General features: G+C 55.5%; 25 protein-coding genes. 5 read left to right on the top strand and 20 right to left on the bottom strand.

Annotated features, from left to right (window positions below; translation table 11 throughout):
- The 5 genes from AC221Y_RS06315 to AC221Y_RS06295 all read right to left on the bottom strand — a co-directional run.
- A partial coding sequence (locus AC221Y_RS06315) for an ATP-binding cassette domain-containing protein (protein ID WP_486706996.1) occupies positions 1-264 on the bottom strand: 264 nt, incomplete at its 3' end.
- Entirely contained in the window at positions 261-1,085 is an 825-nt protein-coding gene (locus tag AC221Y_RS06310; RefSeq protein ID WP_299756710.1) for an ABC transporter permease, read from the bottom strand. The genes AC221Y_RS06310 and AC221Y_RS06315, both read right to left, overlap by 4 nt.
- Position 1,086: 1 nt before the next feature.
- On the bottom strand, positions 1,087-1,944 hold the full coding sequence (locus tag AC221Y_RS06305) for an ABC transporter permease (protein ID WP_486706995.1): 858 nt from the start codon (positions 1,942-1,944) through the stop codon (positions 1,087-1,089).
- A gap of 87 nt (positions 1,945-2,031) precedes the next feature.
- On the bottom strand, positions 2,032-3,267 hold the full coding sequence (locus tag AC221Y_RS06300; RefSeq protein ID WP_299756716.1) for an ABC transporter substrate-binding protein: 1,236 nt from the start codon (positions 3,265-3,267) through the stop codon (positions 2,032-2,034).
- A gap of 57 nt (positions 3,268-3,324) precedes the next feature.
- Positions 3,325-4,068 (bottom strand): phosphorylase family protein, encoded by a 744-nt coding sequence (locus AC221Y_RS06295; protein ID WP_486706994.1) that lies wholly within the window; start codon positions 4,066-4,068, stop codon positions 3,325-3,327.
- Between the two features lie 420 nt (positions 4,069-4,488).
- On the opposite strand from AC221Y_RS06295, the gene AC221Y_RS06290 reads away from it, so the two are divergent.
- Together AC221Y_RS06290 and AC221Y_RS06285 are read left to right on the top strand one after the other, a co-directional pair.
- On the top strand, positions 4,489-6,567 hold the full coding sequence (locus AC221Y_RS06290) for a hydantoinase/oxoprolinase family protein (protein ID WP_486706993.1): 2,079 nt from the start codon (positions 4,489-4,491) through the stop codon (positions 6,565-6,567).
- Positions 6,568-6,571: 4 nt separating this feature from the next.
- Positions 6,572-8,281 carry a hydantoinase B/oxoprolinase family protein gene (locus tag AC221Y_RS06285; protein ID WP_486706992.1) on the top strand — a complete coding sequence of 570 codons (1,710 nt, stop codon included), beginning with the start codon at positions 6,572-6,574 and terminating at the stop codon, positions 8,279-8,281.
- A 335-nt stretch (positions 8,282-8,616) separates the two neighbouring features.
- Here the strand turns inward: AC221Y_RS06285 and AC221Y_RS06280 are convergent, their stop codons facing one another.
- From AC221Y_RS06280 to AC221Y_RS06265, 4 genes are all read right to left on the bottom strand, one after another.
- The gene (locus AC221Y_RS06280) at positions 8,617-9,504 is read right to left on the bottom strand and encodes a lysophospholipid acyltransferase family protein (RefSeq protein WP_299758618.1); all 888 of its coding nucleotides are present in this window, start codon (positions 9,502-9,504) and stop codon (positions 8,617-8,619) included.
- 197 nt (positions 9,505-9,701) lie between these two features.
- Entirely contained in the window at positions 9,702-10,244 is a 543-nt protein-coding gene (locus tag AC221Y_RS06275; protein ID WP_486706991.1) for a methyltransferase domain-containing protein, read from the bottom strand.
- 40 nt (positions 10,245-10,284) lie between these two features.
- Complete coding sequence (locus AC221Y_RS06270; protein WP_299753619.1) at positions 10,285-10,455, bottom strand: hypothetical protein; 171 nt, start codon at positions 10,453-10,455, stop codon at positions 10,285-10,287.
- Positions 10,456-10,606: 151 nt separating this feature from the next.
- Positions 10,607-11,287 carry a spermidine synthase gene (locus AC221Y_RS06265; protein WP_486706990.1) on the bottom strand — a complete coding sequence of 227 codons (681 nt, stop codon included), beginning with the start codon at positions 11,285-11,287 and terminating at the stop codon, positions 10,607-10,609.
- Positions 11,288-11,543: 256 nt separating this feature from the next.
- On the opposite strand from AC221Y_RS06265, the gene AC221Y_RS06260 reads away from it, so the two are divergent.
- Together AC221Y_RS06260 and AC221Y_RS06255 are read left to right on the top strand one after the other, a co-directional pair.
- On the top strand, positions 11,544-11,867 hold the full coding sequence (locus AC221Y_RS06260) for an SDR family NAD(P)-dependent oxidoreductase (RefSeq protein ID WP_486706989.1): 324 nt from the start codon (positions 11,544-11,546) through the stop codon (positions 11,865-11,867).
- Between the two features lie 208 nt (positions 11,868-12,075).
- The gene (locus tag AC221Y_RS06255) at positions 12,076-12,501 is read left to right on the top strand and encodes a hypothetical protein (RefSeq protein ID WP_486706988.1); all 426 of its coding nucleotides are present in this window, start codon (positions 12,076-12,078) and stop codon (positions 12,499-12,501) included.
- 89 nt (positions 12,502-12,590) lie between these two features.
- Here AC221Y_RS06255 and AC221Y_RS06250 read toward each other — a convergent pair whose 3' ends face one another.
- The 11 genes from AC221Y_RS06250 to AC221Y_RS06200 all read right to left on the bottom strand — a co-directional run bounded on the left by AC221Y_RS06250 (position 12,591) and on the right by AC221Y_RS06200 (position 23,716).
- Positions 12,591-13,715 carry a Gfo/Idh/MocA family protein gene (locus tag AC221Y_RS06250; protein ID WP_299753611.1) on the bottom strand — a complete coding sequence of 375 codons (1,125 nt, stop codon included), beginning with the start codon at positions 13,713-13,715 and terminating at the stop codon, positions 12,591-12,593.
- A complete protein-coding gene (locus tag AC221Y_RS06245) occupies positions 13,716-14,771 on the bottom strand; it encodes a sugar phosphate isomerase/epimerase family protein (RefSeq protein ID WP_486706987.1) in 1,056 nt (351 codons plus the stop codon).
- The gene (locus tag AC221Y_RS06240) at positions 14,768-15,850 is read right to left on the bottom strand and encodes a LacI family DNA-binding transcriptional regulator (RefSeq protein ID WP_299753607.1); all 1,083 of its coding nucleotides are present in this window, start codon (positions 15,848-15,850) and stop codon (positions 14,768-14,770) included. Before AC221Y_RS06240 ends, AC221Y_RS06245 begins: the two co-directional genes overlap by 4 nt.
- 17 nt (positions 15,851-15,867) lie before the next feature.
- Positions 15,868-17,493 carry a dihydroxyacetone kinase subunit DhaK gene (locus AC221Y_RS06235; protein WP_486706986.1) on the bottom strand — a complete coding sequence of 542 codons (1,626 nt, stop codon included), beginning with the start codon at positions 17,491-17,493 and terminating at the stop codon, positions 15,868-15,870.
- 12 nt (positions 17,494-17,505) lie between these two features.
- Complete coding sequence (locus AC221Y_RS06230) at positions 17,506-18,501, bottom strand: ABC transporter ATP-binding protein (RefSeq protein WP_486706985.1); 996 nt, start codon at positions 18,499-18,501, stop codon at positions 17,506-17,508.
- Entirely contained in the window at positions 18,494-19,591 is a 1,098-nt protein-coding gene (locus AC221Y_RS06225; RefSeq protein WP_486706984.1) for an ABC transporter ATP-binding protein, read from the bottom strand. The genes AC221Y_RS06230 and AC221Y_RS06225 overlap by 8 nt, the downstream gene beginning before the upstream one ends.
- 4 nt (positions 19,592-19,595) lie before the next feature.
- Positions 19,596-19,784 carry a hypothetical protein gene (locus AC221Y_RS06220; protein ID WP_299753599.1) on the bottom strand — a complete coding sequence of 63 codons (189 nt, stop codon included), beginning with the start codon at positions 19,782-19,784 and terminating at the stop codon, positions 19,596-19,598.
- On the bottom strand, positions 19,781-20,719 hold the full coding sequence (locus tag AC221Y_RS06215; RefSeq protein WP_299753597.1) for a carbohydrate ABC transporter permease: 939 nt from the start codon (positions 20,717-20,719) through the stop codon (positions 19,781-19,783). Before AC221Y_RS06215 ends, AC221Y_RS06220 begins: the two co-directional genes overlap by 4 nt.
- Positions 20,716-21,660, bottom strand: coding sequence for a carbohydrate ABC transporter permease (locus AC221Y_RS06210; protein WP_299753595.1), 945 nt, complete (start codon positions 21,658-21,660; stop codon positions 20,716-20,718). Before AC221Y_RS06210 ends, AC221Y_RS06215 begins: the two co-directional genes overlap by 4 nt.
- A gap of 110 nt (positions 21,661-21,770) precedes the next feature.
- The gene (locus tag AC221Y_RS06205; protein WP_299753593.1) at positions 21,771-23,090 is read right to left on the bottom strand and encodes an ABC transporter substrate-binding protein; all 1,320 of its coding nucleotides are present in this window, start codon (positions 23,088-23,090) and stop codon (positions 21,771-21,773) included.
- Positions 23,091-23,329: 239 nt separating this feature from the next.
- The gene (locus AC221Y_RS06200; RefSeq protein ID WP_486706997.1) at positions 23,330-23,716 is read right to left on the bottom strand and encodes a TOBE domain-containing protein; all 387 of its coding nucleotides are present in this window, start codon (positions 23,714-23,716) and stop codon (positions 23,330-23,332) included.
- A gap of 15 nt (positions 23,717-23,731) precedes the next feature.
- Here AC221Y_RS06200 and AC221Y_RS06195 point away from each other — a divergent pair.
- Positions 23,732-24,135: ATP-binding protein (locus AC221Y_RS06195; protein WP_486706983.1), on the top strand; the 404-nt coding region annotated here is incomplete at its 3' end.

Below are 24,135 nucleotides of genomic sequence, written 5' to 3'. Positions count from 1 at the left end.
CAAAAGATAATTCTGAAACACCATCACCACGCCACGGCTTTCAGGCTTTTCGCGCAGGATCGAGCGATCGTTGAAGCGAACATCCCCCGATGTCGGATCCAAAAGACCAGCAATCATCTTCATCGTGGTGGTTTTACCGCACCCCGACGGACCAAGAAGGGCCGTCAACTCGCCCGAGGCGATCTCAAGGCTCAGGCGGTCCAATGCAGGCGTGTCTGCACCAGGATAGACCTTAGTGAGGTTCTGAATGGAAACGTTCGTCATATACGGCCAAAGCCCCCAACAGCACCGCTGCGGCCCGAAAGCTGTTTCGCGGTGAGCAGTAAAATAAAGATGCCCGGCAAGATGTAGATCATGCCTATGGCCCCTGTGATGTCGTTGCGTCCTGACGTCGCAAAGTTGAACAGCAACAACGGCAGCGTCACAACGCGCCCTCCACCGATCATCAGCGTCAGGATGTACTGGCTCCACGAGACAAGGAACGCAAACAACCCACCCACAATGATGCCCGGCATGATTGCCGGAAGCGTCACATACCAAAACGTCTTCAACGGAGATGCCCCAAGACTGCGCGCCTGCGCCTCAAAGGCCGGGTCATAATTCGAGAATATCCCCGCCATAACCAACGTCATATATGGCAGCGTCGGGATCAAGTGGACAAGGATCACACCCTGCACGGTGTTTGTTAGACCCAGTGAAATGAAGACCGAGTGAATACCCAAAACCACTGCAATACCGGGGACGATCGTCGGCGCGAGGATCATCAACTCGACGACCTCTTTGCCCTTGAACTTATACATCCCCAAAGCGCGACCAGCCGGAACCCCGACAAGGATCGAAAGCGCAGTCGCTGACAGCGAAATCCCGATCGTCAGCCAAAGACTGTCCAACACGCCGGCAGTCTCCGACAAGGCGTATTCCCAGGCCTGCATGGTCCATTGCCGCGGCAGAATATCGGGAAAGAACCACCCTCGTGCAAACGACCAGATCGCAAGTGGGATCAATGGCATGATCAGCCAAACCACCAGAACGAGGCATGTCAGATAGCGGAACCAACGGGTCCAGACACCGTCTTGATTTATCATCTCAGCTCCTCACCTTTCTGCGCGAGTAGCGGATGTAGAAAAACAGCATCACGACGCTTAGGACGGCGATCATTAGTGCGAGGGCCATCGCTTCGGGCCGCGCGGCGAGATCGACATCGGTGTATTTGCGATACGCCAGGACCGGCAAAGCTGCGGGATAATTCGCGCCCAAAAGCGCCGGAATTTCATAGGCGCCAAACGTAAACGCAAACACGATAACGCTCGCCGAAAGCAAACCCGGAAAGATTAGCGGCAATAAAACATGGCGAAACGCCTGCCACCGAGATGCTCCAAGCGAGCGCGCCACGCTTTCGTAGTTCTCGCCAAGCGACTGCATGTTCGCCAGAACTATCACACCAATGAACGGCACTTCTTTCCAGACATATTGAAGGATAATGCCAATGGCGAAGGGATCAAAAACCAGTGCCGGGAAATCAGCAGGCCGGGTGATCAGGTCCGCTTCGGCGGCAAGCCGCGCGAAAGTGCCAGATTGTGAAAACAGGTAAAGGATACCGATGGCACCAACCAAATGCGGCACCGTCAAATTCAACTGAAACAGGAAATTGATAATCGCGCGGCCAATGAACGCCCGCCGCAACAGCAACGCTGCCCCAACCGCTAGCACGCAGGAAATCAACGTTGAGGTCACCGAAATGTGCAGGCTCAGCATAAACGACAGATAGAACTCTTCGTCCGTGAACACCGCTATATAGGCGTCAAAATTGGGCTCTGTCAGGCCAATCACGGGCATATAATTGAAGCTCCGCATCAGTCCGATCAACAGGCCACCGAAAAACAGCAGGATGATGACGGACATCGCAGGCAGCAGAAGCAGAAAAATCTTCAGCCGATCAGACACGAGGCGCAGACCTTTCCATATTCGAAGAGACAGACAAAGCCATCGGTCACGCCCCAATCGGACCTGGGGCGTGACTTGGGTGGCTAGTTACTTTGAACCGACGTTCGCGATCCAGCCTTGCTCAATCGCCGAAATCCACGAGGCCTGAAGCTCGGGCAAAGCGGTCGCGGCAAGGTCTTCCGCCGACACCACGTTCGGATGGCGCTCAATCGCGTCAAACTTTGCGCGAAGCTCGCCCTCAACGCGGGACATATCGATACCGGGCTGCGTTCCCCAAACATCAGGAAGCGCTTTTTGAACCTGTGCTTCGGCTGACAAAAGAACGTCCTGCAAAACGACTGCGGCAGCTTTGTTGGGGGAGTTGAACGGGATCAGCGTGTAGTTTGTGTTGCCGATCGTGCCATCTTCCAACGCATAGCCTTGCGTGGTCGGCGGGAAGGTTCCGTTCATGATATTGATGCCGACGCCAGCCGGTTCGTAGTTGAACACGATCCCCACTTCCTGGTTCGCATAGAGCTGCTCCAGTGCCGCGATCGAGTTTGGATAGGTCTGACCTTCCCGCCACAGGAACGGTTCGATCTCGTTCAGAATGCGCCAGGTTTCCGCCGAAGCTTCGTCGAAGCGGGCCTGATCAAACGGACCAAGCAGGTTTTCGACCCCGCCTGCCGCGTAATAAAACACGTGGCGTACAAAGACCGAGCCGTTGAAATCTGGCGGCGCAGGGTACGTAAACTGGCCGGGGTTAACCTTGACCCACTCAATCAAACCGGGAATGGTTTTCGGCGGATTGTCATAAAGCGCCGTGTTGTAGGCAAAGGCGAATTGCGCCGTTGACCAAGGCACTTCACAGCCATCCACAGGCACACCAAAGTCGTTCGCAATGGCCGGATTACCCCAATCAATCAAAGCGTTGTTAGGAATAAGATCGGTGTAACCGCAAAACGTGAGGTCACCCTGCTTCATTGTGCGGAAGTTCTCGCCGTTGATCCAGATCAGGTCGACCGAACCATTGTCCAAATTGCCCGACTCTTTTTCGCCAAGCACAATGTTCACAACAGAAACTGTATCACTGACACCAACCCGGTTCAGCGTTACACCGTACTGATCCATCAACAGACCACCGACATATTCAGACACATATTGGTTGATCGTGTCGGACCCACCCCACATGAACCAATTGACTTCACCGCCTTCGGCCATGGCGACAATCTCGTCCCAGGACATGGCGTTCAGGGCATCACCATCGGCCGTATCTGCCAGTGCTGCAAACGGGGTCAAAGCCACCGTGGCGGCGAAGGCCGCCAATTTCGAAATCTGTCTCATATTTCCTCCCAGAAGTGTTTTAACGACTTTGTAGTGTAACTCTGTCCCTTGGCTTTATTACGCCGCAACGGCGACCTCTAAAGCAACCTCAAAAATTTTCTCATTGGAACGCGTCAAACGCGCCTGATCCTCCCAAGCAAGCGGATCCATGAACGTACGACCATGCGGGAGCGCATCCCAAACAGACAGCATCGAAAGTGTGCTGGCCCCAAATTTACCCCCCACCGCAATCACGGCCGAGGTCTCCATATCGATGGAAACGACCCCTTCCGCTGTCCAGCCTGCGCACATGGCGTCTGACTGAGCAAAAAGACTTGGCCACGTCAGAAGCATTGCGCGCGTGGACGCAACATCACGCTGAGCCAGCTTATCTTCGGCTATATCAACAAGCTTTGCGTCAGTGCTCACATATGCATGCGCGCCATAATGCTGTGACACGCCATCCCGCGCCGCACAGCGCTCGGGCAAAGCGACCATGCCCATCGACGCTTTGACATCAAGCGTGCCGCACGTCCCGATCTGGATCAGAGTCTTCGTCCCAAGCTGCGCTAAGATATGTGCCGGCTCCACCGCGCGGGCCGGGCCATAGGCGCAACAATAAGCAATCGATTTAGCCCTATATTCACCGGCAAACATATCAGAAAACGCAAGCTCCCGGACATTGTCGAGGTCGGCAAGGCGCGTTTCCGTCGCCTGCGCACGCCACCAAGTGCCTTCAAGGATCAATGCCACAAGCTCGGCCCCTTGTGGCATACCAAGCGCGTCTCGCCAGATGTCTTCGGAATAGTCCAGAATGGCCATTTAAGCGTGGTCTCATTTAAAGTATCGGCAGTATTTGTATTAACAATTTGATAGCAACAATTTTTTCCCGTCAAGAACTGTTTCGACACATCCTGCAATTCATTGCCTCACAAACCCGCGAAGCAGTCGCGTCGCCTCACCCTTTGTCCGGTGACCTTTACGTCTCTAACCCTGCCGTCGACCGCGTCGATATGGCGACTGATCTACACCTCAGTCTGCTCAAGGCTGTCGCCGCCAGTGACAACAGGTCCCTTTCTTCAACCGAAAGCGCCCACATAGGCGACATATCCATCGCAATCACGCCCTGCCCGGCAGCCAAGAACCGTCCGAAAATGCATTCAATATCGTTCTGTGCATAATTCGTTGGTAGCCACCCGCAAAATCCCGCAAAATCAGATCAACTGACTTGAGGTCCACTGTATGACAAAGCAATCCGTACGCCTTGGGGTCGACATTGGCGGGACGTTTACGGACGTCGTTCTTGAAGTGGGCAGATCGGCATATTCTGCCAAAGTGCTCACCACCTATATCGCGCCCGAGAACGCAATCATCGACGGAACGCAACAGGTCTGTGCCAAAGCTGGGATAGCGCCGTCCGAGATCGAGCAGATCATCCATGGCACAACTCTTGCCACCAACGCGCTTATCGAACGGCGCGGCGCAAAGACTGCTTTGATCACAACGCAAGGCTTTCGCGACGTCATCGAGATGCGCACAGAATCCCGGTTTGAGCAGTACGATCTGAACCTCAACCTCCCCGAGCCGCTTTTACCTCGGCAGATGCGCTACACTGTGCCGGGGCGCATCGACGCCAGCGGCAACGTGCTGGAACCCTTATCCCGCGTGGATATCGAGCCCGCCGTCGATGAGATCGCTAAGGCGGGCTACGAAAGCATCGCCGTCGGACTGATCCATTCTTACCTGAACGATACCCACGAAACGCTGGTACGAGACGTTTTGACCGAGAAAATACCGAGTGCCATGGTATCGCTGTCTTGTGAAGTCTCGCCCCAGATGCGTGAATACGAGCGGTTCAATACGGTCGTGGCCAACGCCTATATCAAACCCCTGATGAAGTCCTATCTCGGCCGTCTGGAAGGAAGGCTGCACGACGTCGGTGCGGCCTGCCCTATCTTCCTCATGCATTCGGGCGGCGGCATTATCTCGATCGAGAACGCGGCAGAATTTCCCGTGCGCCTGGTCGAGTCGGGGCCCGCAGGCGGCGCTGTATTCGCCGCCAATATTGCGGCGCGCTACGGTCTCGACAAAGTCCTGTCGTTCGACATGGGCGGCACAACAGCCAAGATTTGCCTAATTAAAAATCAGACACCGAAAACGTCGCGGGTGTTTGAGGTCGCCAGAACTTATCGCTTCAAGAAGGGCTCAGGCATGCCTATCTCAATCCCCGTGATCGACATGGTCGAAATCGGCGCCGGAGGTGGCTCGCTTGCTCACGTAGATGCCATGCGCCAAATTCGCGTCGGCCCTAAAAGCGCCGGATCAGAACCGGGGCCCGCCTGCTATGGACGCGGCGGTACAGAACCGGCCGTGACGGATGCAGACCTTATTCTTGGCAAACTGGACCCCAAGAATTTTGCTGGCGGCTCGATCGCTCTGGATGCCGCGGCGTCTGCAACCGCCCTTACATCGGTGCTTGGCGACGTGCTCGACATGGATGCGGCCACGTCGGCATTTGGACTGGCTGAGGTCGTCGACGAGAACATGGCAAATGCCGCCCGCGTTCACGCAGTTGAAAACGGCGAGGACCTTTCCGAATACACCATGATTGCGTTCGGAGGTGCAGCACCTCTTCACGCGGGCCGCTTATGCGAAAAACTTGGCGTCGACCGCCTCCTCGTCCCACCCGGCGCTGGCGTCGGCTCTGCCATCGGCTTCCTTCGTGCGCCCTTCAGCTTCGAGGCAAACCGTTCTGTCTATATGACCCTCGCAGATTTCGACGGCGCAAAAATCAAAACCCTGCTTGCAGACCTCAAGTCAGAGGCGACGGGGTTTGTGCGCAACTGCGACGCCCTCAGCCCGATCCTCTCCGAATTTAAGGTCTACATGCGCTATTCCGGCCAAGGTTGGGAAATCCCGATAACTCTGACCGAAGACCAAGCGATGAACCCAGACAGCGCCGTGTTCGAAGCGCGCTTCATCGAAGACTACATTAAGCTTTTCGGCCGCTCGGTCGCGGGAATGGATATCGAAATCACTGTCTGGTCCGTCAATGCAACAACCCCTCCCGAAGCCGTCGCACGCGTCGCTGAAGAAGCCGGGCACACAGCCGCCCAATACCACGGAAATCGCAAACTGTTCGACCCTGCCGTCGCAGATTTTGTGACCGCCAACATCGTTTTGCGAAGCGCCATGTCCCAAGGAGCGATGGCAGCCGGACCAGCGATCATCACTGAAGACGAAACAACGATCATCGTCCCCTCAAGTCGCACCGCAGTTCGCCAGCCCGACGGCTGCATCGACCTGCGCGTGAAAGGATAAGACAGTGGCAAAAGACCCGTCAAACGTTGCCTACCAAGTCATGTGGAACAGGCTAATCTCGGTGGTCGAAGAACAGGCACAAGCACTTGTGCGCACAGCGTTCTCGACATCGGTGCGGGAAGCTGGCGATTTGTCGGCCGGTGTCTACGACGTACGCGGCCAGATGCTTGCGCAAGCCGTCACCGGAACACCCGGCCATGTGAACGCAATGGCCGATGCCGTCGCCCATTTCATCCGCCGCATCGGGCGCGACAACATCTTCGAGGGTGACGTCTATATCACCAATGACCCCTGGGAGGGCACTGGCCACCTCCATGACATCACGATGGTCAGCCCGTCTTTCCACTCAGGCTCGCTTATAGGCTTTTTCGCCTGCACTGCCCATATCGTCGACATTGGCGGGCGCGGCTTTGGCGCGGACGCCGCAAGCGTCTACGAAGAAGGTCTCTATATTCCGATTATGAAGTTCGCCAGTAAAGGTGAGGTCGATGAAACACTCATCCGCATTGTACGCGGCAACGTGCGCGAACCCGATCAACTGGTCGGCGACATGTACGCGCTTGCGACATGCAACGAGATCGGGCATCGCCGTCTCATCGACATGATGGACGAATTTGACCTCGTTGATCTGGACGGCATCGGTTCGTTCATCCTCGACAACTCCCGCCGCGCAACGCTCGAACGCATTGCAGCCTTGCCACGCAAAGCAGCCACAGGCGAAATGACGCTAGATGGCTTTGAAAAACCCATAACGCTGAAGGTCAAAGTAACCGTCTACGAAGACCGGATCGTGTCTGATTTCACAGGATCATCGGCGGTAGACAAAAAAGGCATAAACTGCCCGCTTGTCTATGCAAAAGCCTATGCCTGCTACGCCCTAAAAGTGGCCATCGCGCCTGAAATTCCCAACAACGCCGCCTCACTTGCCCCATTCGAAGTCGAAGCCCCGGTCGATACAATCGTCAATGCAGTGCACCCCGCCCCCGTCGCCTTGCGCCACATCGTTGGCCACTTCGTGCCGGATACGGTATTTAATGCCTTTGATAAGATCGTGCCGGGGTTGGTCCCTGCCGAAGGGGCCGGATGTCTATGCAACTTTCAGGTATCCTTGCGCCCCCGCACCGACGCGCCCGCCCCCACAAATGCCCGGCGGTCCGAGGTCTTGACGTTCAACTCTGGCGGTTCGGGTGCACGGCCAGAACATGACGGGCTGAATGCCACCGCCTTCCCGTCCGGCGTGATGACCATGCCCGTGGAAGCAACCGAACACGCAGGTCCGGTGATTATCTGGCGCAAAGAACTGCGCCCCGATTCTGGTGGGTCCGGTAAACAGCGCGGCGGCCTTGGACAATACATGGAAGTCGGTGCGCGCGAGGGCCACGAATTCGACATCCAGGCCATGTTTGACCGCGTAAACCACCCTGCCCGTGGAAGACGTGGCGGTATGGCTGGCGCGCCAACAACTATCGCACAAGACGACGGCACGGCGATGAACGGCAAAGGCAAGCAATTCGTTCCCTACGGTCGGAAAGTCATGATGGCCTTCCCCGGAGGCGCGGGCTACGGCGATCCAAAAGATCGACCGCTGGATCAAGTCAAACGCGATCTTGCCCGCGGATACATATCGCCTGAAACCGCCTTAAACGACTATGGATTAGACGCCGCCGAGATTGCAGAAGTCCTTGTCGCCGTCACCAAAGGTGAAGCGCCGTAGTCTCGGACTACCATGCATTTCCGGTCAGCTCTAAGCGCGTGAATCACTCCGGGTCTCTCGCGAATAAGCTCGGGAGAGCTTCACCCAGAAGTGAGCCGCGCTCTTGCGCAAATTCGCACTGCGACGCGATGAAATCTGATTCTGGGACTGTCTTGATCGCGATGCAGCGACAAGGCGGGCTAGTCCCTGATCAGGAAGCTGAATGAATGTTTTCTCATCGATGTACGGGTACCACATTTTGGGCCTTTCTGAGAACATTGGGTCTTGGATGCTCTCGTTATTCAACACGCCCGTCGCACCGTTGCTGCATCAGAAACAGATACCCGCACTCTGGACTATGCTGGACTTGATGCGCCTTCCCAGCGTCTCAACATCCAATACCACTGGTCCGGGTTGGCCAAGATCCGCGCGGACAGACTGTCATTAAAGGCACGCGTCATAGTGATGGCATCAGTGTGAGGGATAGGCGCTTCGAATTCTACTTGAAATGCATTCCCGTCATCAATGCGTATCCCATACGCGGGGATCATCGGGAGGTCGTATTTGAGTGCAAGCTGGGCCGCAGAAAGGGATGTGAGAGCGTCGTGACCAAGAAACGGTATTCGCACACCTTCTGCATATTTTTCATCCAACAAAATGGAGATAATACCCCCTCCCCGTACATGACGCACAAGGGCTTTAGTGCCAACGCGACCGGTTGCAAGAATTGGTTTTCCCCCTGCCTCAATTCCAGCAAAAATACGACGTTCATAGTGACGATTCTTGTGTGGACGATAGACGGCTCCACTTTCCATCCCGTTCATTTTGACCGCCGCGCGCACTGCTTCCCATTGCCCAAAATGGCCGGAAACAATGATCGCGCCTTTGCCTGCCGCATTGGCCTCTTTAAGCGCGGCTAGCCCGGGCCCAGAGACACTGAATTTGTGGTGTTGGGTCTGAAATTCAGCATCGTGGTAAATCTCAAAAAGCGTTCGCCCCATATGCCTGCCCATATTTTGGCCAAGCCTTGTGCGATCGCCGCGTTTCATATCTGGGAAAACACGCTTCACTTCGCGGTCAAAGCGCCTTCTTGCAGGCGGAAACCAACGCACGATCGTTCCAAGCGTTGTCCCCAAACCACGCGAGCGCAATTCAAAAGTGCGCCATCGAAGAACGGTCAGCGCCGTCCACAGGGGAAAGTATCTGGCGTGATGTAAGACTGACTTCAGCGATGTGGATAGCATAGCGCTTTATGATCCGAGTTGAGGGCAACACCAAGCGAAAAAGCTTGAGGCGAATTGCCTCGGTCCATAGCTATACAGAAAGATGTGCGCCGGTTGGGCCACAAAGCGGACGGACGGTGCAAAAGGCCAGTCACTTGCCTTTTAGACAAGACTCAGATGCGAATGGCCGAAATGATAGCTCACGGAGCCGGGGCGAATTAACCCTCTTTAGACTTGATACCGTCAGATCGAGTACGCGCTGCTAGGTCTGCGCGAATAGCATCACGTTGCGCAGTGGGCTGCCCTCCCAAGAGCGACGCCGCACGGACTGCACCTCGGTCAAAAGTATCAAACAACGTCTTTGGGATTTTCACTCCGAGCTCGGTGGCAACGTTGGTAAACTGGATATCGGCAAAGGCTGCATTGGCAACCATAGGTTCCGCAATGTCGCTATCTACTAGCAGATGCACGGCCGGCCCTGACGGCGGTGTCCCCGAAGGTTCTCCAAGACGCGCAAGCGCATCGAAGAGCCAACCGAATGCGACGTCGGAGCCTTTGCATCGCCAGATTAAAAACGCGATTCTCCCGCCCGGCTTAAGTACCTGGGCCGCTTCCGCTAGTCCACGCGAGGGGTCTGGCAAATGCGGAACACCGAACCCTATAGTAACTGCATCCAAGCTATTGTCTGCGAAGTCCATCGCCATCGCATCGCCCTGAACAAACATCGCTCCGGGAGCGACAACTTGCGCCAACGAAATCATTGCCGCTCAGAAATCTAGTCCGGTAACGTTAGCCCACGCGCTAAAAGCTCCACCGCAACCACACCATGCCGGTGCACAGATCAAGAACCTTTCTCTCTGGCCCCGCCACAACCGCATCCGAAAGCTTTTCCGCAACAACACGCGTAGCGACCTCGAACTCAGCGGCATAGCCTTTGGCAATATCCGGATCGCTCCAGCCTTCGCGTTCCATTTCTTTCGAATTTACAGGTGTTGGTAATGTGCCCTCTAACTTGACGTTCGCATGCCTTCAGCCAGCTTCGGAACACAGTACAACTACAAAAATCCGCCTTGGTAGGTTGGGCTTAAAGCCAACTTTTTCAGCAGCTCCAAATTTGTGAAAATCAAATCCCGGATCTAACAGCGGTCCAGATAGTGTGGCGGCTGCCTCGCTTGGCGCGACTGGCGCGAACCGTTCGTGCCTTAACGCCGAAGCCGCTTTCGGACAGCCGTTTGGTAAAAGCCGGGTCGTGCGTGGCTGACCAAATGGCAAGAACACCGCCAGATGTCAGTGCCCGACGCGCCGATAGCAGCCCTGCCCGCCCGTAAAGCGCGTCGTTGTCTGCACGCGTAAGGCCATCGGGGCCGTTGTCGACATCAAGCAGGATTGCATCGAACGCCCCGCATGCGCCACTTATCTCGGCGCCGACATCGCCCGTTCTGATCTCCACGCGCGGGTCTGCAAGGCATTCCCCGAAAACTTCCGCCATATGCTGCGAGGCCCAGTCGATCAGATCGGGAACAATTTCTGAGACGATCAGACGTGCATCGGGCGGTGCGACCGACAGCGCGGCGCGCAGAGTGAAGCCCATTCCAAGTCCACCGATCAGCACGCATGGCGCTGCGTGACCGGCCAGAAGTTCCAACGCATACGTTGCAAGCGCTTCTTCCGACCCGCCAAGGCGGCTGTTCATTAACTCGTTGCCACCTTCAAGGCGGATCGAGAACTCATCGCCCCGGCGCAAAAGCCGTAGAGTGTCCCCTTGTGGAGCGGTTGCCGTCGCCAAGTGTATCCAAGGTTGCATTCTGAAGTCCAATCGCCGTCTCAGAATAGGGACGTATCCGATCGCGGGACGTATATGAAGGACAAGGCGTTTCAAGCGCAAGCCGCTTTCCCTTGCCGCTGACCTCGACGGCATTCAGCAATACCAAAGCCACGAAACTTCCGGAAATAAGCATCGGTCCGATCAAAGAGGTTTCCGATGCGTTTTAATCCGCGCAACTATGTAGAAGTCTTCGGATGCACAAACCAATTTATCCAACAATCGAGGCATCCCCTGAATGACCATCGCAAACAAACCACTTGCCATTGTAACCGGCGCGTCCTCTGGCATTGGTTTGCATGCGACACGCGCCCTGATCGACAAGGGCTGGTATGTGATTATGGCTTGTCGAGATCTGGAAAAAGCGCAACAGGCAGCACGCAGTCTTGATCTGCCGGATCACGGCTTCGAGATCGCGCATCTGGACCTTGGATCGCTCGATAGCGTCCGCACCTTTCACACCGCATTCCACGCGAAAGACCAAGCGCTCGATGCGCTTGTTTGTAATGCCGCAACCTCCCTGCGCAACCGAAAGGGCCATGCGCTCACCGGAAGGCCTTGAGATCAGCGTTGCAAGCAATTACTTAGGCCACTTTCTCCTGGCTAATCTGATGTTAGAGGACTTACAGAAATCTCCAGCGCCGCGGCTGGTGACGCTCGGCACGGTGACGGCAAATTCCGAAGAGTTTGGTGGCAAAGTCCCTATCCCTGCGCCGGCGGATCTGGGGAATTTCCAAGGATCTCTGGATGGCTTCAAAGCACCAGTTTAGATGATTGACGGAAAGCCGTTCAAACCAGGCAAAGCCTATAAGGACAGCAAGCTCTGCTGCATGATGATGAGCCGAGATCTGCACACGCGCCTTCACGACGCCACAGGTATCGTGTTCAGCATGCTGTATCCCGGATGCGCGGCCGACACGCCGCTGTTTCGCAATGCACCAGTACTTTTTCAGAGGATCTTTCCGTGGTTCCGAAAGAACATTACCAAAGGGTACGTGTCGCAGCCTTTGTCTGGAGACCGTGTCGCACAAGTTGTCGCCGACCCGGAGTTCGCGCAGTCAGGGGTTCATTGGAGCTGGGTCAACAGACAACAGGTTGATCGAAAGGCATTTGCCCAAGGCCTTTCCTCCGGAGCAACAGATAGCCACCGTTCAAAGCAACTCTGGGAGCTTAGCGCCGGTTTGGTCGAACTTTGATAATCTGCAAATTGATCTGCCGCTCAACGAATGCAAAACTTTGAGTAGCTGTTCTCGCCGCGAATTCTGACGGCACCCTTTGCTGTCTTTCACAACGTAACCCAGGCCGAATTTCTCTGGGAAGACCTCACACAGGCGTCAATAAATTCTACACCCCGCAATCCATCCAAAACCGTCGGATAGATGACATCACGGTCCGGCGCTTTCCCATCGCGATGCGCCTCTATAGCATTTGCAGCTTCGCTGTAGATTGTCGCAAACCCTTCCAGATACCCTTCGGGATGACCGGGCGGTATACGGCTTACGCGACCTGCCGCGTCCCCGGCCCCAGCTCCATTGCGGGTGAGCAGGTGCTTGGCTTCGCCAAACGGCGTGTGCCAAAGATAGTTCGGGTCTTCCTGTGCCCATTCCAACCCGCCACTTTCGCCAAATATGCGAATACGCAGCGCGTTTTCGTTGCCGGGAGCGACCTGCGAACACCAGAGCATGCCCTTGGCGCCGCCATGAAACCGCAACATCACATGCGCGTTGTCGTCAACCTGACGTCCCGGCACAAAAGCATCGAGGTCTGCCGCCAGACTCTCTACTTCAAGACCGGTAATAAAGCGCGCAAGATTGTGGGCGTGGGTGCCAATATCACCGGTTGAGCCGCCGGCCCCGGACCTTGCCGGGTCGGTACGCCACTCGGCCTGTTTGAACGTCTCTTCCTTGGTCAGCCAATCCTGCGGATACTCCACCTGGACGACGCGCACCTTACCGATGATGCCATCCGCCACCATCTCACGTGCCTGACGCACCATCGGGTAGCCAGTGTAATTATGCGTCAGCACAAAAAGCGCCTCCGACTTCTCGGCGGCTTTCACCAGCTTCTTTGCATCAGCAAGCGTCGACGTCAGCGGCTTGTCACAGATCACGTGGATCCCACGCTTGAGAAATTCCCGTGCGGCCGGATAGTGCATGTGGTTCGGTGTCACAATCGCGACGGCCTCGATCCCGCTTTTCAGACGCGCTTCCCGGATCGCCATTTGCCTGAAGTCATCGTAAATACGCGGGAGGCCAAGCGCCTCACCCGAAGCGCGCGCCTTTTTCGGCGTCGATGACAACGCACCAGCGACAAGCTCGAACCGGTCATCGATGCGCGATGCAATGCGATGAACACCTCCAATGAACGCGTCGTTGCCGCCGCCAACCATTCCAAGTCTGATGCGTGCCATTTATGATAATCCCAGCATCTTGCGGTTCGCAATCTCGTCTGTTCCACCGCCAGCGAAATCGTCAAACGCGCGCTCTGTCACGCGGATGATGTGGTCTTTCACAAACTGAGCGCCTTCACGTGCACCGTCCTCGGGATGTTTCAGGCAGCACTCCCATTCGACGACGGCCCATCCGTCGAAATCCATCGCGGCCATTTTCGAGAAAATGGCTGCAAAATCAACCTGCCCATCTCCGAGCGAGCGAAACCGTCCGGCCCGATCAACCCATGGCTGATAGCCGGAATAAACGCCCTGTCGCCCCGTCGGATTGAACTCGGCATCTTTGACGTGGAACATCTTGATTCGGTCCCTGTAGATATCGATATTGTCCAGATAATCAAGGCATTGCAGCACGTAGTGAGACGGATCGTATAGCATATTGCAGCGCGCATGGTTATCGACACGCTCAAGAAACATCTCAAACGTTATTCCATCGTGCAGGTCTTCACCGGGATGGATTTCGTAGCAAATGTTCACATCATTGTCTTCGGCGTGGTCCAGAATTGGACGCCAGCGCTTGGCAAGTTCGTCAAACGCAGTTTCAACCAAACCCGCAGGTCGCTGCGGCCAAGGATACACATAAGGCCAAGCAAGCGCGCCGGAAAAGGTCACATGATCGTGGATGCCCAAATTCGCCGAGGCCGAGATAGCCTTCATCATCTGATCGACAGCCCATTCTTGCCGTGCCCTCGGATTGCCGTGCACCGACGGATCGGCAAAACCGTCGAACGCAGCATCATATGCCGGATGTACCGCGACAAGCTGACCTTGCAGGTGCGTCGACAGTTCCGTGACCTCGACGCCGTTCTCTACGGCCTCACCTTTGAAGGTGTCGCAGTAGTCCTTGCTTGTTGCGGCGCGGTCGAGATCGAACAGGCGCGCGTCCCAGCTAGGCACCTGCACGCCCTTATAGCCGCAGTCGGCGGCCCATTTCGTAATGGAATCCCACGAATTGAACGGTGCTTCATCGCTTGCAAATTGCGCCAAAAACAGCGCCGGTCCTTTGATTGTCTTCATGGATTAGCCTCCCAATTAGGCACCGCATCTGGCGGCATATTCTCTTTCAGATAGACGTCGATGCGAATGCGCTCCTGCGCCATGTTGATCGGCATACGGTCACTGTTGGCGCGCATAATCCTCACCGCGCTGCGCACAAGGTGCCCCGAATCCTGACTAATGACAGCATCAAAAAGCCCGCAGTTCAGAGCATTTCGTGACAATGGCGTCAATTCATGCGCCACCACTACGGGGTTTTCCAACGCGGGTTCCGTTGCCAAAAACCGTAGGAGCCCCTCATTTCCCGCCGCCGACGAGTAAATACCGATGATATCGGAATTGTCCGACAACACGTCCGGCAAAAGTCGCTCGATCAATCCGGGATCGTCGCGCCCTTCAAGCGAGGCGAGTACCCGCAGATGCGGAAAGTCTCGGCCCATTACTTCGTCAAATCCCAGCCGACGCTCAAGGTGATCGCGCGCGAGCATAGACCCGGTCAGCACCAATACCTCGCCCCGTCTGGTGCCTAAGAACCGGCCGAGCAACTGCGCGGCTGTTCGCCCAGCCGCAACATTGTCCACCCCAATATAATGATCTCGCTCCGAACTGGGGATGTCCGCCACAAGAGACACAACCGTGACGCCATTCTTTTTGAGATGCGCAACGGAATCGCGGACCGACGGCGTTTCGGGGCCAAATATCGCGACACCATCGACGCGCGTGACATCAATCGCGTCAATCGCAACCGCAAGCGCCACAGGGTCAAACGCCGCAACGTGCACGAAAGATAACCGTGTCCGCTCGTGGCGCAGCCCTGCGTTCAGCTGCTCGATCTGCGTCTCCAACGACAATAGAAACTCGTTTTTATTTGACGGCAGAATGAAGACAAAATTGTAAACACGCCCACGCGCCAGATTGGCCGCAGCCGTGTCGCGCACATAGCCGAGATCAGCGATCGCTTGATTCACCTTCTGAACCGTAGCCTCGCGGACACCAGGGCGCGCGTTCAAAACCCGGTCAACGGTCGCAAGGCTTACCTCAGCGACACGGGCAATGTCGTTGATCGTCGGATTAAGCTGTGGGTCGTTTCCTTGCTTCATTGCGTCCTTTTGCGTCTCTAAATCGCTTTGGCCAATCCTTCAAAAAGCCGCGCTACGGCTTCGGCACCCGGGTCATTGTGACCTATCAAATTTTCCGTCGGAACATAGGTTGCGCGACCTGCCTTTGCGCGCCCCATTGAGGCCGTCTCAATCGCGCCAGCACGGGCGGCTTTTGCGGCCGCATCCATCCCGTCTGGCAAAGCAAGCAAAGCGGGTTCAAGCGCGTCGATCATTGTACGATCACCTCGCGACGCCCCGCCAACTTGAGAAATTCGATCAAGACCCGCCAAAAGCGCCTTGGTCGTTGGCTTTCCACTGGCGCAAGCGTCACCGGTCGCGCCAAAGAAAATCGCCAGAATAACCCCCGAGGATCCCCCCATGGTCTGGCTCAACTCATTGCCGACTGCGCGAAACAGTTGCGTAAGGTCGGCAAGAGGCAAACGGTCCAACGATCCCTTCAAAGCCCGCGCCGCCGTTGCAAGCGTACTCCCGGTATCACCGTCTCCCGATTTCAAATCCAGCGCGTTCAGGTCCTCTTCAGCCGCGATCAGCAAATCGCAACACTGATTTAAGACACGTCGCGTTTCGGCGTTCGCCGAGGCGATCGGCTGGATCGGGCTTAAACCATCCGGCAAGGGACGCACCTGGACCGGCGATATGTCTTTCATTCCGGGCCACGCAGGCAAGTCAACCGGCCTGGCCAGCAAGGCGTGACTTTCAGCGTCAACCGGCAAAACAGACACCGAGAACCCATGCATATCAAGCGAGGTCATCATTGGGGCCGGACCAATAATATGTTTAATTTTCGACGCTTTATCAGAGTTGGCGAGCTCATGGGCAAGAATGCTCATTTCAAGCGGTGTCGTTGATCCAAGGTTGTTCAAAATAGCCACATGCGGGCCCGACCCGATCATCGGCTCCAGCTTTTCCAACACCAAATCCATTGCGTTGCGCGCGCCGGTGAATGCAACCTGCTGTACGCCCGCCTCGCCATGAATGCCAAGGCCCAGTTCGGCCATACCCGGCGCGATGCGATCTTCCTTCGCTGACCCCGGAACCGTGCAGGTATCCAGCGATTTACCAATGGATGCCATCGCCTTGATAGCGCTTTCGGCCGCATTGGTAACGGCGTCCAGATCCGCGCCATCCTCTGCCATGGCTCCGGTGATTTTGTGCACAAAAAGCGTTCCTGCCACGCCACGCGGCTGCGGCAAGTCGGGAAGCGCTATGTCATCATCGACAACCACCATCGAAACGCGCAATCCAAAAGCGCGGGCGCGCTCTGCGGCAAGACCATAGTTCAAACGGTCGCCGGTATAGTTTTTCACAATCAGCAGACAGCCCGGCGATCCGGTCACGGCAAGAATGCCAGCCAGAACCGCATCAACCGAAGGCGAGGCAAAAACCTCGCCACATACCGCTGCGGTTAGCATTCCTTGCCCCACGAAGCCGGCGTGTGCCGGTTCGTGCCCGGACCCGCCGCCCGAGACAAGCGCAACCTTGGACTTGTCCCAATCCGCACGGCAAACGACTTTGATATGCGGATATCCGTCAAGCCGCGTCAGCGACCCACCGGATGTTTCAAGCAACCCGTCGAGGGCGTCCGTGACAAGGGCCTCTTTGGAATTGATGAACTGGTTCATGACAAGGTCTCCTCAGCGAATTCGGTTGCCGTCAACGTCGAAACAAAGCGGGCTTCTTGGTGAAATTTTGATTTGCGTGCCGGGCCGGTAGTCTGTCGCCGGATCGGCAATGGTCGTTATGGCGTGTCCCCGTAAATTGAGGTGCAGCCGGTTATGATCGCCTAGATGCTCCACGCGTTGGATGTCTGCCTCCAGACCGTCGCCTTGCGCAATATGCTCTGGGCGCATCGCGATCTGGTGGGTGCCTGAAGGCACATTCCCGAAGACATCAGCTGGAAGAATATTGATCCGCGGCAGTCCAAGACGACCCGCGACATAAAGCGAGTTCGGATTTTCATAGATCTCACGCGGCGAACCGAACTGTACCAGCTTGCCTTCGTTCAAAACACCAACGTGCGTGGCCATCGTCATCGCTTCGATCTGATCATGCGTCACGTATAAAAGCGTCGCACCAAGATTGGCCTGGATACGCTTCAATTCCACACGAAGATCGGTGCGCAGCTTTGCATCCAGCGAGCTAAGAGGTTCATCCATAAGGTAAATAGACGGCTCACGCACAAGAGCACGACCAATGGAAACGCGCTGCATTTCACCACCCGACAATGCCGTCGCCTTGTTGTCCAACTTATGTGTGATCTGCAAAACATCTGCGACTTCAGCCACTTTGCGTTCGATCTCGGCGGGAGGTGTTCTCAGGATCGGAGACTTTAGTGGAAACGCCAAATTATCTCTGACCGACAGGTGCGGATAAAGGGAATATTGCTGGAACACCATCGCGACGTCGCGCTGCGCTGGGGTTTCACTTGCGACGTTGCGCCCCCCGATCCAAATCTCGCCACTGTCACCTTTTTCAAGGCCCGAGATCAAACGCAACGTCGTGGTTTTTCCGGCTCCTGTCGGTCCCAAAAGAACAACAAACGCGCCGTCTGGAATGGTCATCGAAATATCGTCGACACCAACATTCTCTCCAAACGACTTTGATAGATTTTTTAGAACAACTTCAGCCATTTACGAGCACCTCATGGTTCAGATGCGAGCGTAGAGCTCGACCATTCGCCTCGTCAAAAAGGGTGATCTTTGGAGCCTCGAAACTGAGCCCGACCTTCTCGCCAACAGTTGCAACCTGCGTGCTGTCGATCCGCGCCTTCAACTCGCCGTTCGGCGTATCCAGCGTGATGATCTGAGTGGTCCCAAGATACTCTGATGCAAGCACTTCCCCCCGATAGTCCCCGGCGTCGGACAAAGCGACATGCTCGGGTCGCACACCAAATACCAACGGACCGGAGGCCCCTTGCATCTGGCGCGGAACACCCATCTTCAGGCCGTTGAGATCGACGCTCTCGGCACCTTCAGCGACAGAGCCGTCAAAGCGAAGAAAGTTCATCGAAGGCGAGCCAATGAAGTCGGCCACAAACATCGAGGCCGGCTTGTCATAGATTTGCTGTGGCGTGCCGAATTGCTCGACCACCGCGTTGTTCATCACGACGATCTTGTCACCCATCTGCATGGCTTCCAACTGGTCATGCGTGACGTAGACAGTCGTCGCATTCATGCGATCGTGCAGGGCGCGAAGTTCTTCGGACATGTGCTCGCGAAACTCTGCATCCAACGCGCCCAAAGGCTCGTCCATCATAAACGCCTTTGGCTCGCGAACAATGGCGCGTCCCAAGGCGACCCGCTGTCGATCACCGCCAGACAGACCTCCCACGGGCCGGTTCAGAATATCACGAATGCCAAGGATGCCAGCTACCTCTTCGACCTTGCTTTTGACATCCGCCCGCGCCATCCCTTGCGAGACCAGCGGATAGCTCAAATTCTTGCGGACATTCAGATGGGGGTAAAGCGCAAACATCTGAAAAACAAAGGCAATATCACGCTTCGAAGGAGGAAGCTGGCTGATCTCTTCACCATCAAGGTAGATCTCGCCAGACGTCGGCAATTCCAATCCGGCGATCATCCGCAAGGTCGTGGTTTTACCACAGCCCGACGGTCCAAGCAGCATGAAGAACTCGCCATCTTCGATGGTAAAGCTCGATTCCCTCACAGCTGTGAAATCGCCGAATTCCTTGCGGATATTTTTGATGATAATTTGCGCCAAAAGGTCAGTCCTTGAAGTGCGAAACGATGATGAACATCACCGTCCCGACCAGCGTTGTGATGAATGAATAGGTGTAGGCCCAAAGCACGAATGGTTGCATCAACATGAACACCCCAAGCCCGATCAGGATCGTGGCAAGCATTTCCCAAGGTCCGCGCTTGAGGCGCATCAGGCCAGTGAAGAAATTGGTCATTTGCGAACAGCTCCGAACGTGATCCCGCGCAGCAGGTGTTTGCGCAGCAGGATGGTAAAGATCATGACGGGCAGCAGGAAGATCGTGGCGCCCGCCGCAACTGCAGGCCAATCTAGCCCGCCGACACCAATAATTGTCGGAATGAACGGCGGAGCAGTCTGCGCCGTGCCCGAGGTCAATAGGACCGCAAAGGCGTATTCATTCCAGGCAAAGATCAGGCAAAAAATCGCCGTTGAGGCGATACCCGTCGCGGCCTGTGGCAAGACGACTTTGTAGAACGCCTGGAACCGGGTGTAACCGTCGATCAAAGCGGCCTCTTCGTATTCCAGCGGAATTTCGTCGATAAACCCTTTCAACAACCAGACCGCCAGAGAGATATTTACGCCGGTATAAAGCAGGATCATTCCCAGATGCGTGTCGGACAAGCCCAGTTGGCGGTACATCAGAAAAATCGGGATCGCGACAGCAATGGGCGGCATCATCCTTGTACTGAGGATGAAAAACAAAAGGTCATCTGCAAAGGGTATCTTGAACCTTGAAAAAGCATAGGCCGACAGGGTGCCGAGGAAGATACTTAGAAACGTCGAGCCAAATCCAATGATGACCGAGTTCAAAAAGCGCTCCCCAAACTTCGAGGGGCCTGCGATGACCATGTCGTATTCGCGCACGATCTCTTCATACCAGGTCTGCGGAGGGTTTGCGTCCAGAAACTCAGGCGTCTGCCGGGTACGCGTCGTGAACAGGTTCACATAGCCCTCAAGCGTCGGCTCGAATAACACTTTGGGAGGATAGCTGATCGCATCTGAGGGCGATTTGAAACCCGTCAGCATGATCCATGCCAGCGGCACCATGGTGACCAAAGCGTAGACGATAACCAAGGTCCCTGCGAACCACTTGGCGCGGTTTGACGGCTCGGTGACAGAGAAACTGCTCATCGTTCTTTGACCTTGTTCAGCGCTTTAACGTAAATCGAGGCAAGCCCGAAAACCGTGACGAACAGAATAATCGCATAGGCCGACGCATAGCCGGTGCGCCATTTCTCGAACGCTTCACGTTTGAGATTGATCGAGGTCAATTCGGTCGTGGAACCAGGTCCGCCGCCGGTCAATTGCACCACCAGATCGAACATCTTAAAGTTCTCGATGCCTCGAAACAGGACCGCCAGCATCAAGAACGGCAAGACCATCGGCACAGTGATCGTAAAGAACTGTCGCAACTTCGACGCCCGGTCCACTTCGGCGGCTTCATAAATGTAATCTGGTATCGACCTAAGCCCCGCAAGACAGATGAGCATTACAAACGGCGTCCACATCCATGTGTCGACAATAACAATTGACCACGGCGCAAGGTTCACCTGCCCCAGCATCTCGAAACTCGACGGATCCTTGCCCGTGAAAAAGCCGATCACATAGTTGAACAAGCCGATTTGTGGCTGATAGAGGAATTTCCAGAAATTCCCGACAACGGCCGGCGACAGCATCATCGGCAGCACGATGATCGTCGTCCAAAGATCGTTGCCTTTGAATTTCTTATTGATCAGATAGGCCAGCGCAAAACCGATCACGACCTGAAAGAAGATCGTCCAGAATAGGAAATGCGCCGTAGCCTGCATATTCAGCCAGATGTCACTATCCGTCAAAATCCGCTGGTAATTCCGCAGGCCGATCCACTCGACCTCACGATTTCGGTTGGCTTTGAAATCTGTGAAGCTCAGTCGGATGGTCCACATCAGTGGGAAAATGTTGATCGCCAAAAGCAGGAAGATCGTTGGGCCGACGAAAATCCACGCGATGGCACGATCGCTCAGACCTCTGATTTTGCGTGCAACGCTTGGAGGCGTGACGGCTGCGGCACGAGCTGCTGGAGTCTCAGACATGAGCGGTGATCCGGGCAATAAGTGAGGGGTTGGTTGGACCCGCACGCAAAGTGCGGGGCCAACCAAAAGTTTTGAAGGCCCCCAAGTGTCAGGGGCGCTTCATCGAGGCCTTAAAGCTTGCCTTCGTCTTCGAAGACTTCGGTCCAATCCGCGACCAACTTATCAAGCGCTTCCTGTGCGGTGCCCTGATCGGCGACCACATAGTCATGGAGACGCTTTTGCATCGCGAGAAGAAGTTCCGCGTAAACTGGCTCCTGCCAGAAATCCTGCACTGATCCCATGGCTTCAAGGAAATCGCCCGCAAATGGCGCGCTGTCCACGAAACCCGGATCGTTCAGCACCGAATTATGGGCCGAATATCCACCAAGGGACCACCACTTTGCCTGAACATCAGGGTCGGCAAACCACTTGATATACTCAAGCGCAGCATCCTGCTTGTCTGAATAAGCAACGACCGAAATGCCCTGCCCGCCCAGTGTAGACCCAGCTTGGTTCTGTGGTGGGTTGACGAAGAAGTCGATCTTTTCTCCGCCTGTGTTGGGATCAGCATAAAGGCCCGGGAAGAATGCAAACCAGTTCATCGCCATGGCGACCTGACCCGATTTGAACGCGTCCAGAGATTCGCCCATGTAAGAGTTGGTGTATCCCGGTGGTGTCGCAGTTTCATAGAATTCTTTATAGAATTCCAGCGCCTCGACAGCTTCAGGCGAATTCACCGCGCCCTCCATGTCATAGGACCCCGGTGTATTCTCATACTTAAAGCCCCAGGGATACAGGGCCGATGTGACACCCATCGTGATGCCTTCAGACCCGCGCTCGGTAAAGATCGACGCACCGTAAACGGTTTTGCCATCAATTTCGCGTTCCTGGAAGAACTGAGCGATTTCCAGCAATTCTTTCTGTGATTTTGGCTCTGCCAGATCACGGCCCGTTTCAGCTTTGAACGCCGCTTTGATGTCGTCGCGTCCGAACCAGTCCTTGCGATAGAACCAACCATTTGCGTCGCCCATGGCAGGCAGAGCGTAATAGTTTGGCGTGCCTTTTGGCCATGTCGAATAGGCGTAGACGGTCGCATCGGCAAAGTCAGACATTGAGATGCCCTCTTTGTCGAAGAATTCGTTCAGCTTGACGTAGTGACCGTTCTCAGCGCCGCCCCCAATCCACTGGCTGTCGCCGATCAACAGGTCGCAAAGCTTACCGCCGGAGTTCAGCTCGTTCAGCATGCGGTCCGCGAAGTTTGGCCATGGGATGAACTCAAAGCTCATGTTGTGGCCGGACTGGCTTTCGAACTCTTTCGAAAGCTCAACAAGCGCGTTTGCGGGGTCCCAAGCGGCCCAGCAAAGTGTCAGGTCTTCGGCCTGAGCCGTGCTTGCTAAGGATGCAGCGGCGATACTCAGGGCACTGACGGATGCCAGTTTGATGGTCTTCATAGATTTTCCTCCCAAGGTGTCATCGGCTGTCATTTCTTGCACGCCGAATCATCGTTTCGTAGTTCGACGCTATTTGAGGTGCGCACCTCAAGTCTACAGTTTTTTGAGGTGCGCACCTCAAAGTGGATCAAAATTTCACGTAAACACTTGATTGTTATGATTAGTTTTTTCACCCTACAAAGGCACGCAGACAAACGCGGCTCTTCAGCGGTGTTTTCTCAGATCGACGTGTCGAAACTTTATACGCGTCGAGACGCATAAAGCGCTGATGCCAAGGCAGCTATCGAATGGGTGCGACAAGACGAATGCGAACCAGTCCCTGCCCGCTGTGCCGCAACGCTTTGCGATCCCGCGCGCCCTACTGACACGGCAGCAACGGGTCTCTGTCGCAAACATCGGTTTGCTGTCTTAAAATCACACCAGAGGCCAGCCAAACCTTCGATGTCAAAACCTTGCATATGGTCAGTCGCAAATGCCAATTCCGCTTTTTCACCGGGCCTATACGACGTACTACCATTCACACGCACCGTTATCTGCCCGGCTTCTCCGCATGACATGATCACGTAAGTATCGGCGCCAAGATATTCGAGGGCATCAACCTTCCCCTGAATTTGCCCCGATCCCATCTCGACCAGTTCAATGTGCTCGGGCCTCACGCCAAGGGACACGGCTTCTTTCGGCATCGGCACTTCAGGGGCCGCCCCAACCGAGAAAACATTCATTCGAGGAGACCCTATAAACTGTGCCACAAACAGGTTCGCAGGCCATTCGTAAAGTTCGCGCGGGCAACCAACCTGAGCGATTTTATCGAATTCCAGGACAACAATCCGGTCTGCCAAAGTCATGGCCTCAACCTGATCGAGGCAGGGCACCGCATCTTCTACGCCCGGACCAGCGATCTGGCGCAGAAACTTCAGGCCGCCCGCCGTGATCTCGTTCTCGAGGCAGCGCTGGCGAAACTCGACAAGTTCGACCTGATCATCCTCGACGACATCACCTATGCCCACAAGGATCAGGCCGAAACCGGCGTCCTCTTCGAACTGAT

Source organism: Boseongicola sp. (genome assembly GCF_057460485.1).
Note: the sequence above shows the minus strand (reverse complement) of the source record. Positions and strands in the feature narration are given on the sequence as shown.

What these genes read in the sequence shown, in the direction of transcription:
- AC221Y_RS06220 (WP_299753599.1), bottom strand. Translation starts at nt 19,784, where the DNA reads ATGACCAATTTCTTCACTGGCCTGATGCGCCTCAAGCGCGGACCTTGG.
- AC221Y_RS06275 (WP_486706991.1), bottom strand. Translation starts at nt 10,244, where the DNA reads ATGATTTCGTTGGCGCAAGTTGTCGCTCCCGGAGCGATGTTTGTTCAG.
- AC221Y_RS06200 (WP_486706997.1), bottom strand. Translation starts at nt 23,716, where the DNA reads ATGGGATCGGGGCAAATTCAGGGGAAGGTTGATGCCCTCGAATATCTT.
- AC221Y_RS06235 (WP_486706986.1), bottom strand. Translation starts at nt 17,493, where the DNA reads ATGAACCAGTTCATCAATTCCAAAGAGGCCCTTGTCACGGACGCCCTC.
- AC221Y_RS06290 (WP_486706993.1), top strand. Translation starts at nt 4,489, where the DNA reads ATGACAAAGCAATCCGTACGCCTTGGGGTCGACATTGGCGGGACGTTT.
- AC221Y_RS06245 (WP_486706987.1), bottom strand. Translation starts at nt 14,771, where the DNA reads ATGAAGACAATCAAAGGACCGGCGCTGTTTTTGGCGCAATTTGCAAGC.
- AC221Y_RS06280 (WP_299758618.1), bottom strand. Translation starts at nt 9,504, where the DNA reads ATGCTATCCACATCGCTGAAGTCAGTCTTACATCACGCCAGATACTTT.
- AC221Y_RS06240 (WP_299753607.1), bottom strand. Translation starts at nt 15,850, where the DNA reads ATGAAGCAAGGAAACGACCCACAGCTTAATCCGACGATCAACGACATT.
- AC221Y_RS06205 (WP_299753593.1), bottom strand. Translation starts at nt 23,090, where the DNA reads ATGAAGACCATCAAACTGGCATCCGTCAGTGCCCTGAGTATCGCCGCT.
- AC221Y_RS06230 (WP_486706985.1), bottom strand. Translation starts at nt 18,501, where the DNA reads ATGGCTGAAGTTGTTCTAAAAAATCTATCAAAGTCGTTTGGAGAGAAT.
- AC221Y_RS06270 (WP_299753619.1), bottom strand. Translation starts at nt 10,455, where the DNA reads ATGGAACGCGAAGGCTGGAGCGATCCGGATATTGCCAAAGGCTATGCC.
- AC221Y_RS06300 (WP_299756716.1), bottom strand. Translation starts at nt 3,267, where the DNA reads ATGAGACAGATTTCGAAATTGGCGGCCTTCGCCGCCACGGTGGCTTTG.
- AC221Y_RS06295 (WP_486706994.1), bottom strand. Translation starts at nt 4,068, where the DNA reads ATGGCCATTCTGGACTATTCCGAAGACATCTGGCGAGACGCGCTTGGT.
- AC221Y_RS06265 (WP_486706990.1), bottom strand. Translation starts at nt 11,287, where the DNA reads ATGCAACCTTGGATACACTTGGCGACGGCAACCGCTCCACAAGGGGAC.
- AC221Y_RS06310 (WP_299756710.1), bottom strand. Translation starts at nt 1,085, where the DNA reads ATGATAAATCAAGACGGTGTCTGGACCCGTTGGTTCCGCTATCTGACA.
- AC221Y_RS06250 (WP_299753611.1), bottom strand. Translation starts at nt 13,715, where the DNA reads ATGGCACGCATCAGACTTGGAATGGTTGGCGGCGGCAACGACGCGTTC.
- AC221Y_RS06260 (WP_486706989.1), top strand. Translation starts at nt 11,544, where the DNA reads ATGACCATCGCAAACAAACCACTTGCCATTGTAACCGGCGCGTCCTCT.
- AC221Y_RS06215 (WP_299753597.1), bottom strand. Translation starts at nt 20,719, where the DNA reads ATGAGCAGTTTCTCTGTCACCGAGCCGTCAAACCGCGCCAAGTGGTTC.
- AC221Y_RS06210 (WP_299753595.1), bottom strand. Translation starts at nt 21,660, where the DNA reads ATGTCTGAGACTCCAGCAGCTCGTGCCGCAGCCGTCACGCCTCCAAGC.
- AC221Y_RS06255 (WP_486706988.1), top strand. Translation starts at nt 12,076, where the DNA reads ATGATTGACGGAAAGCCGTTCAAACCAGGCAAAGCCTATAAGGACAGC.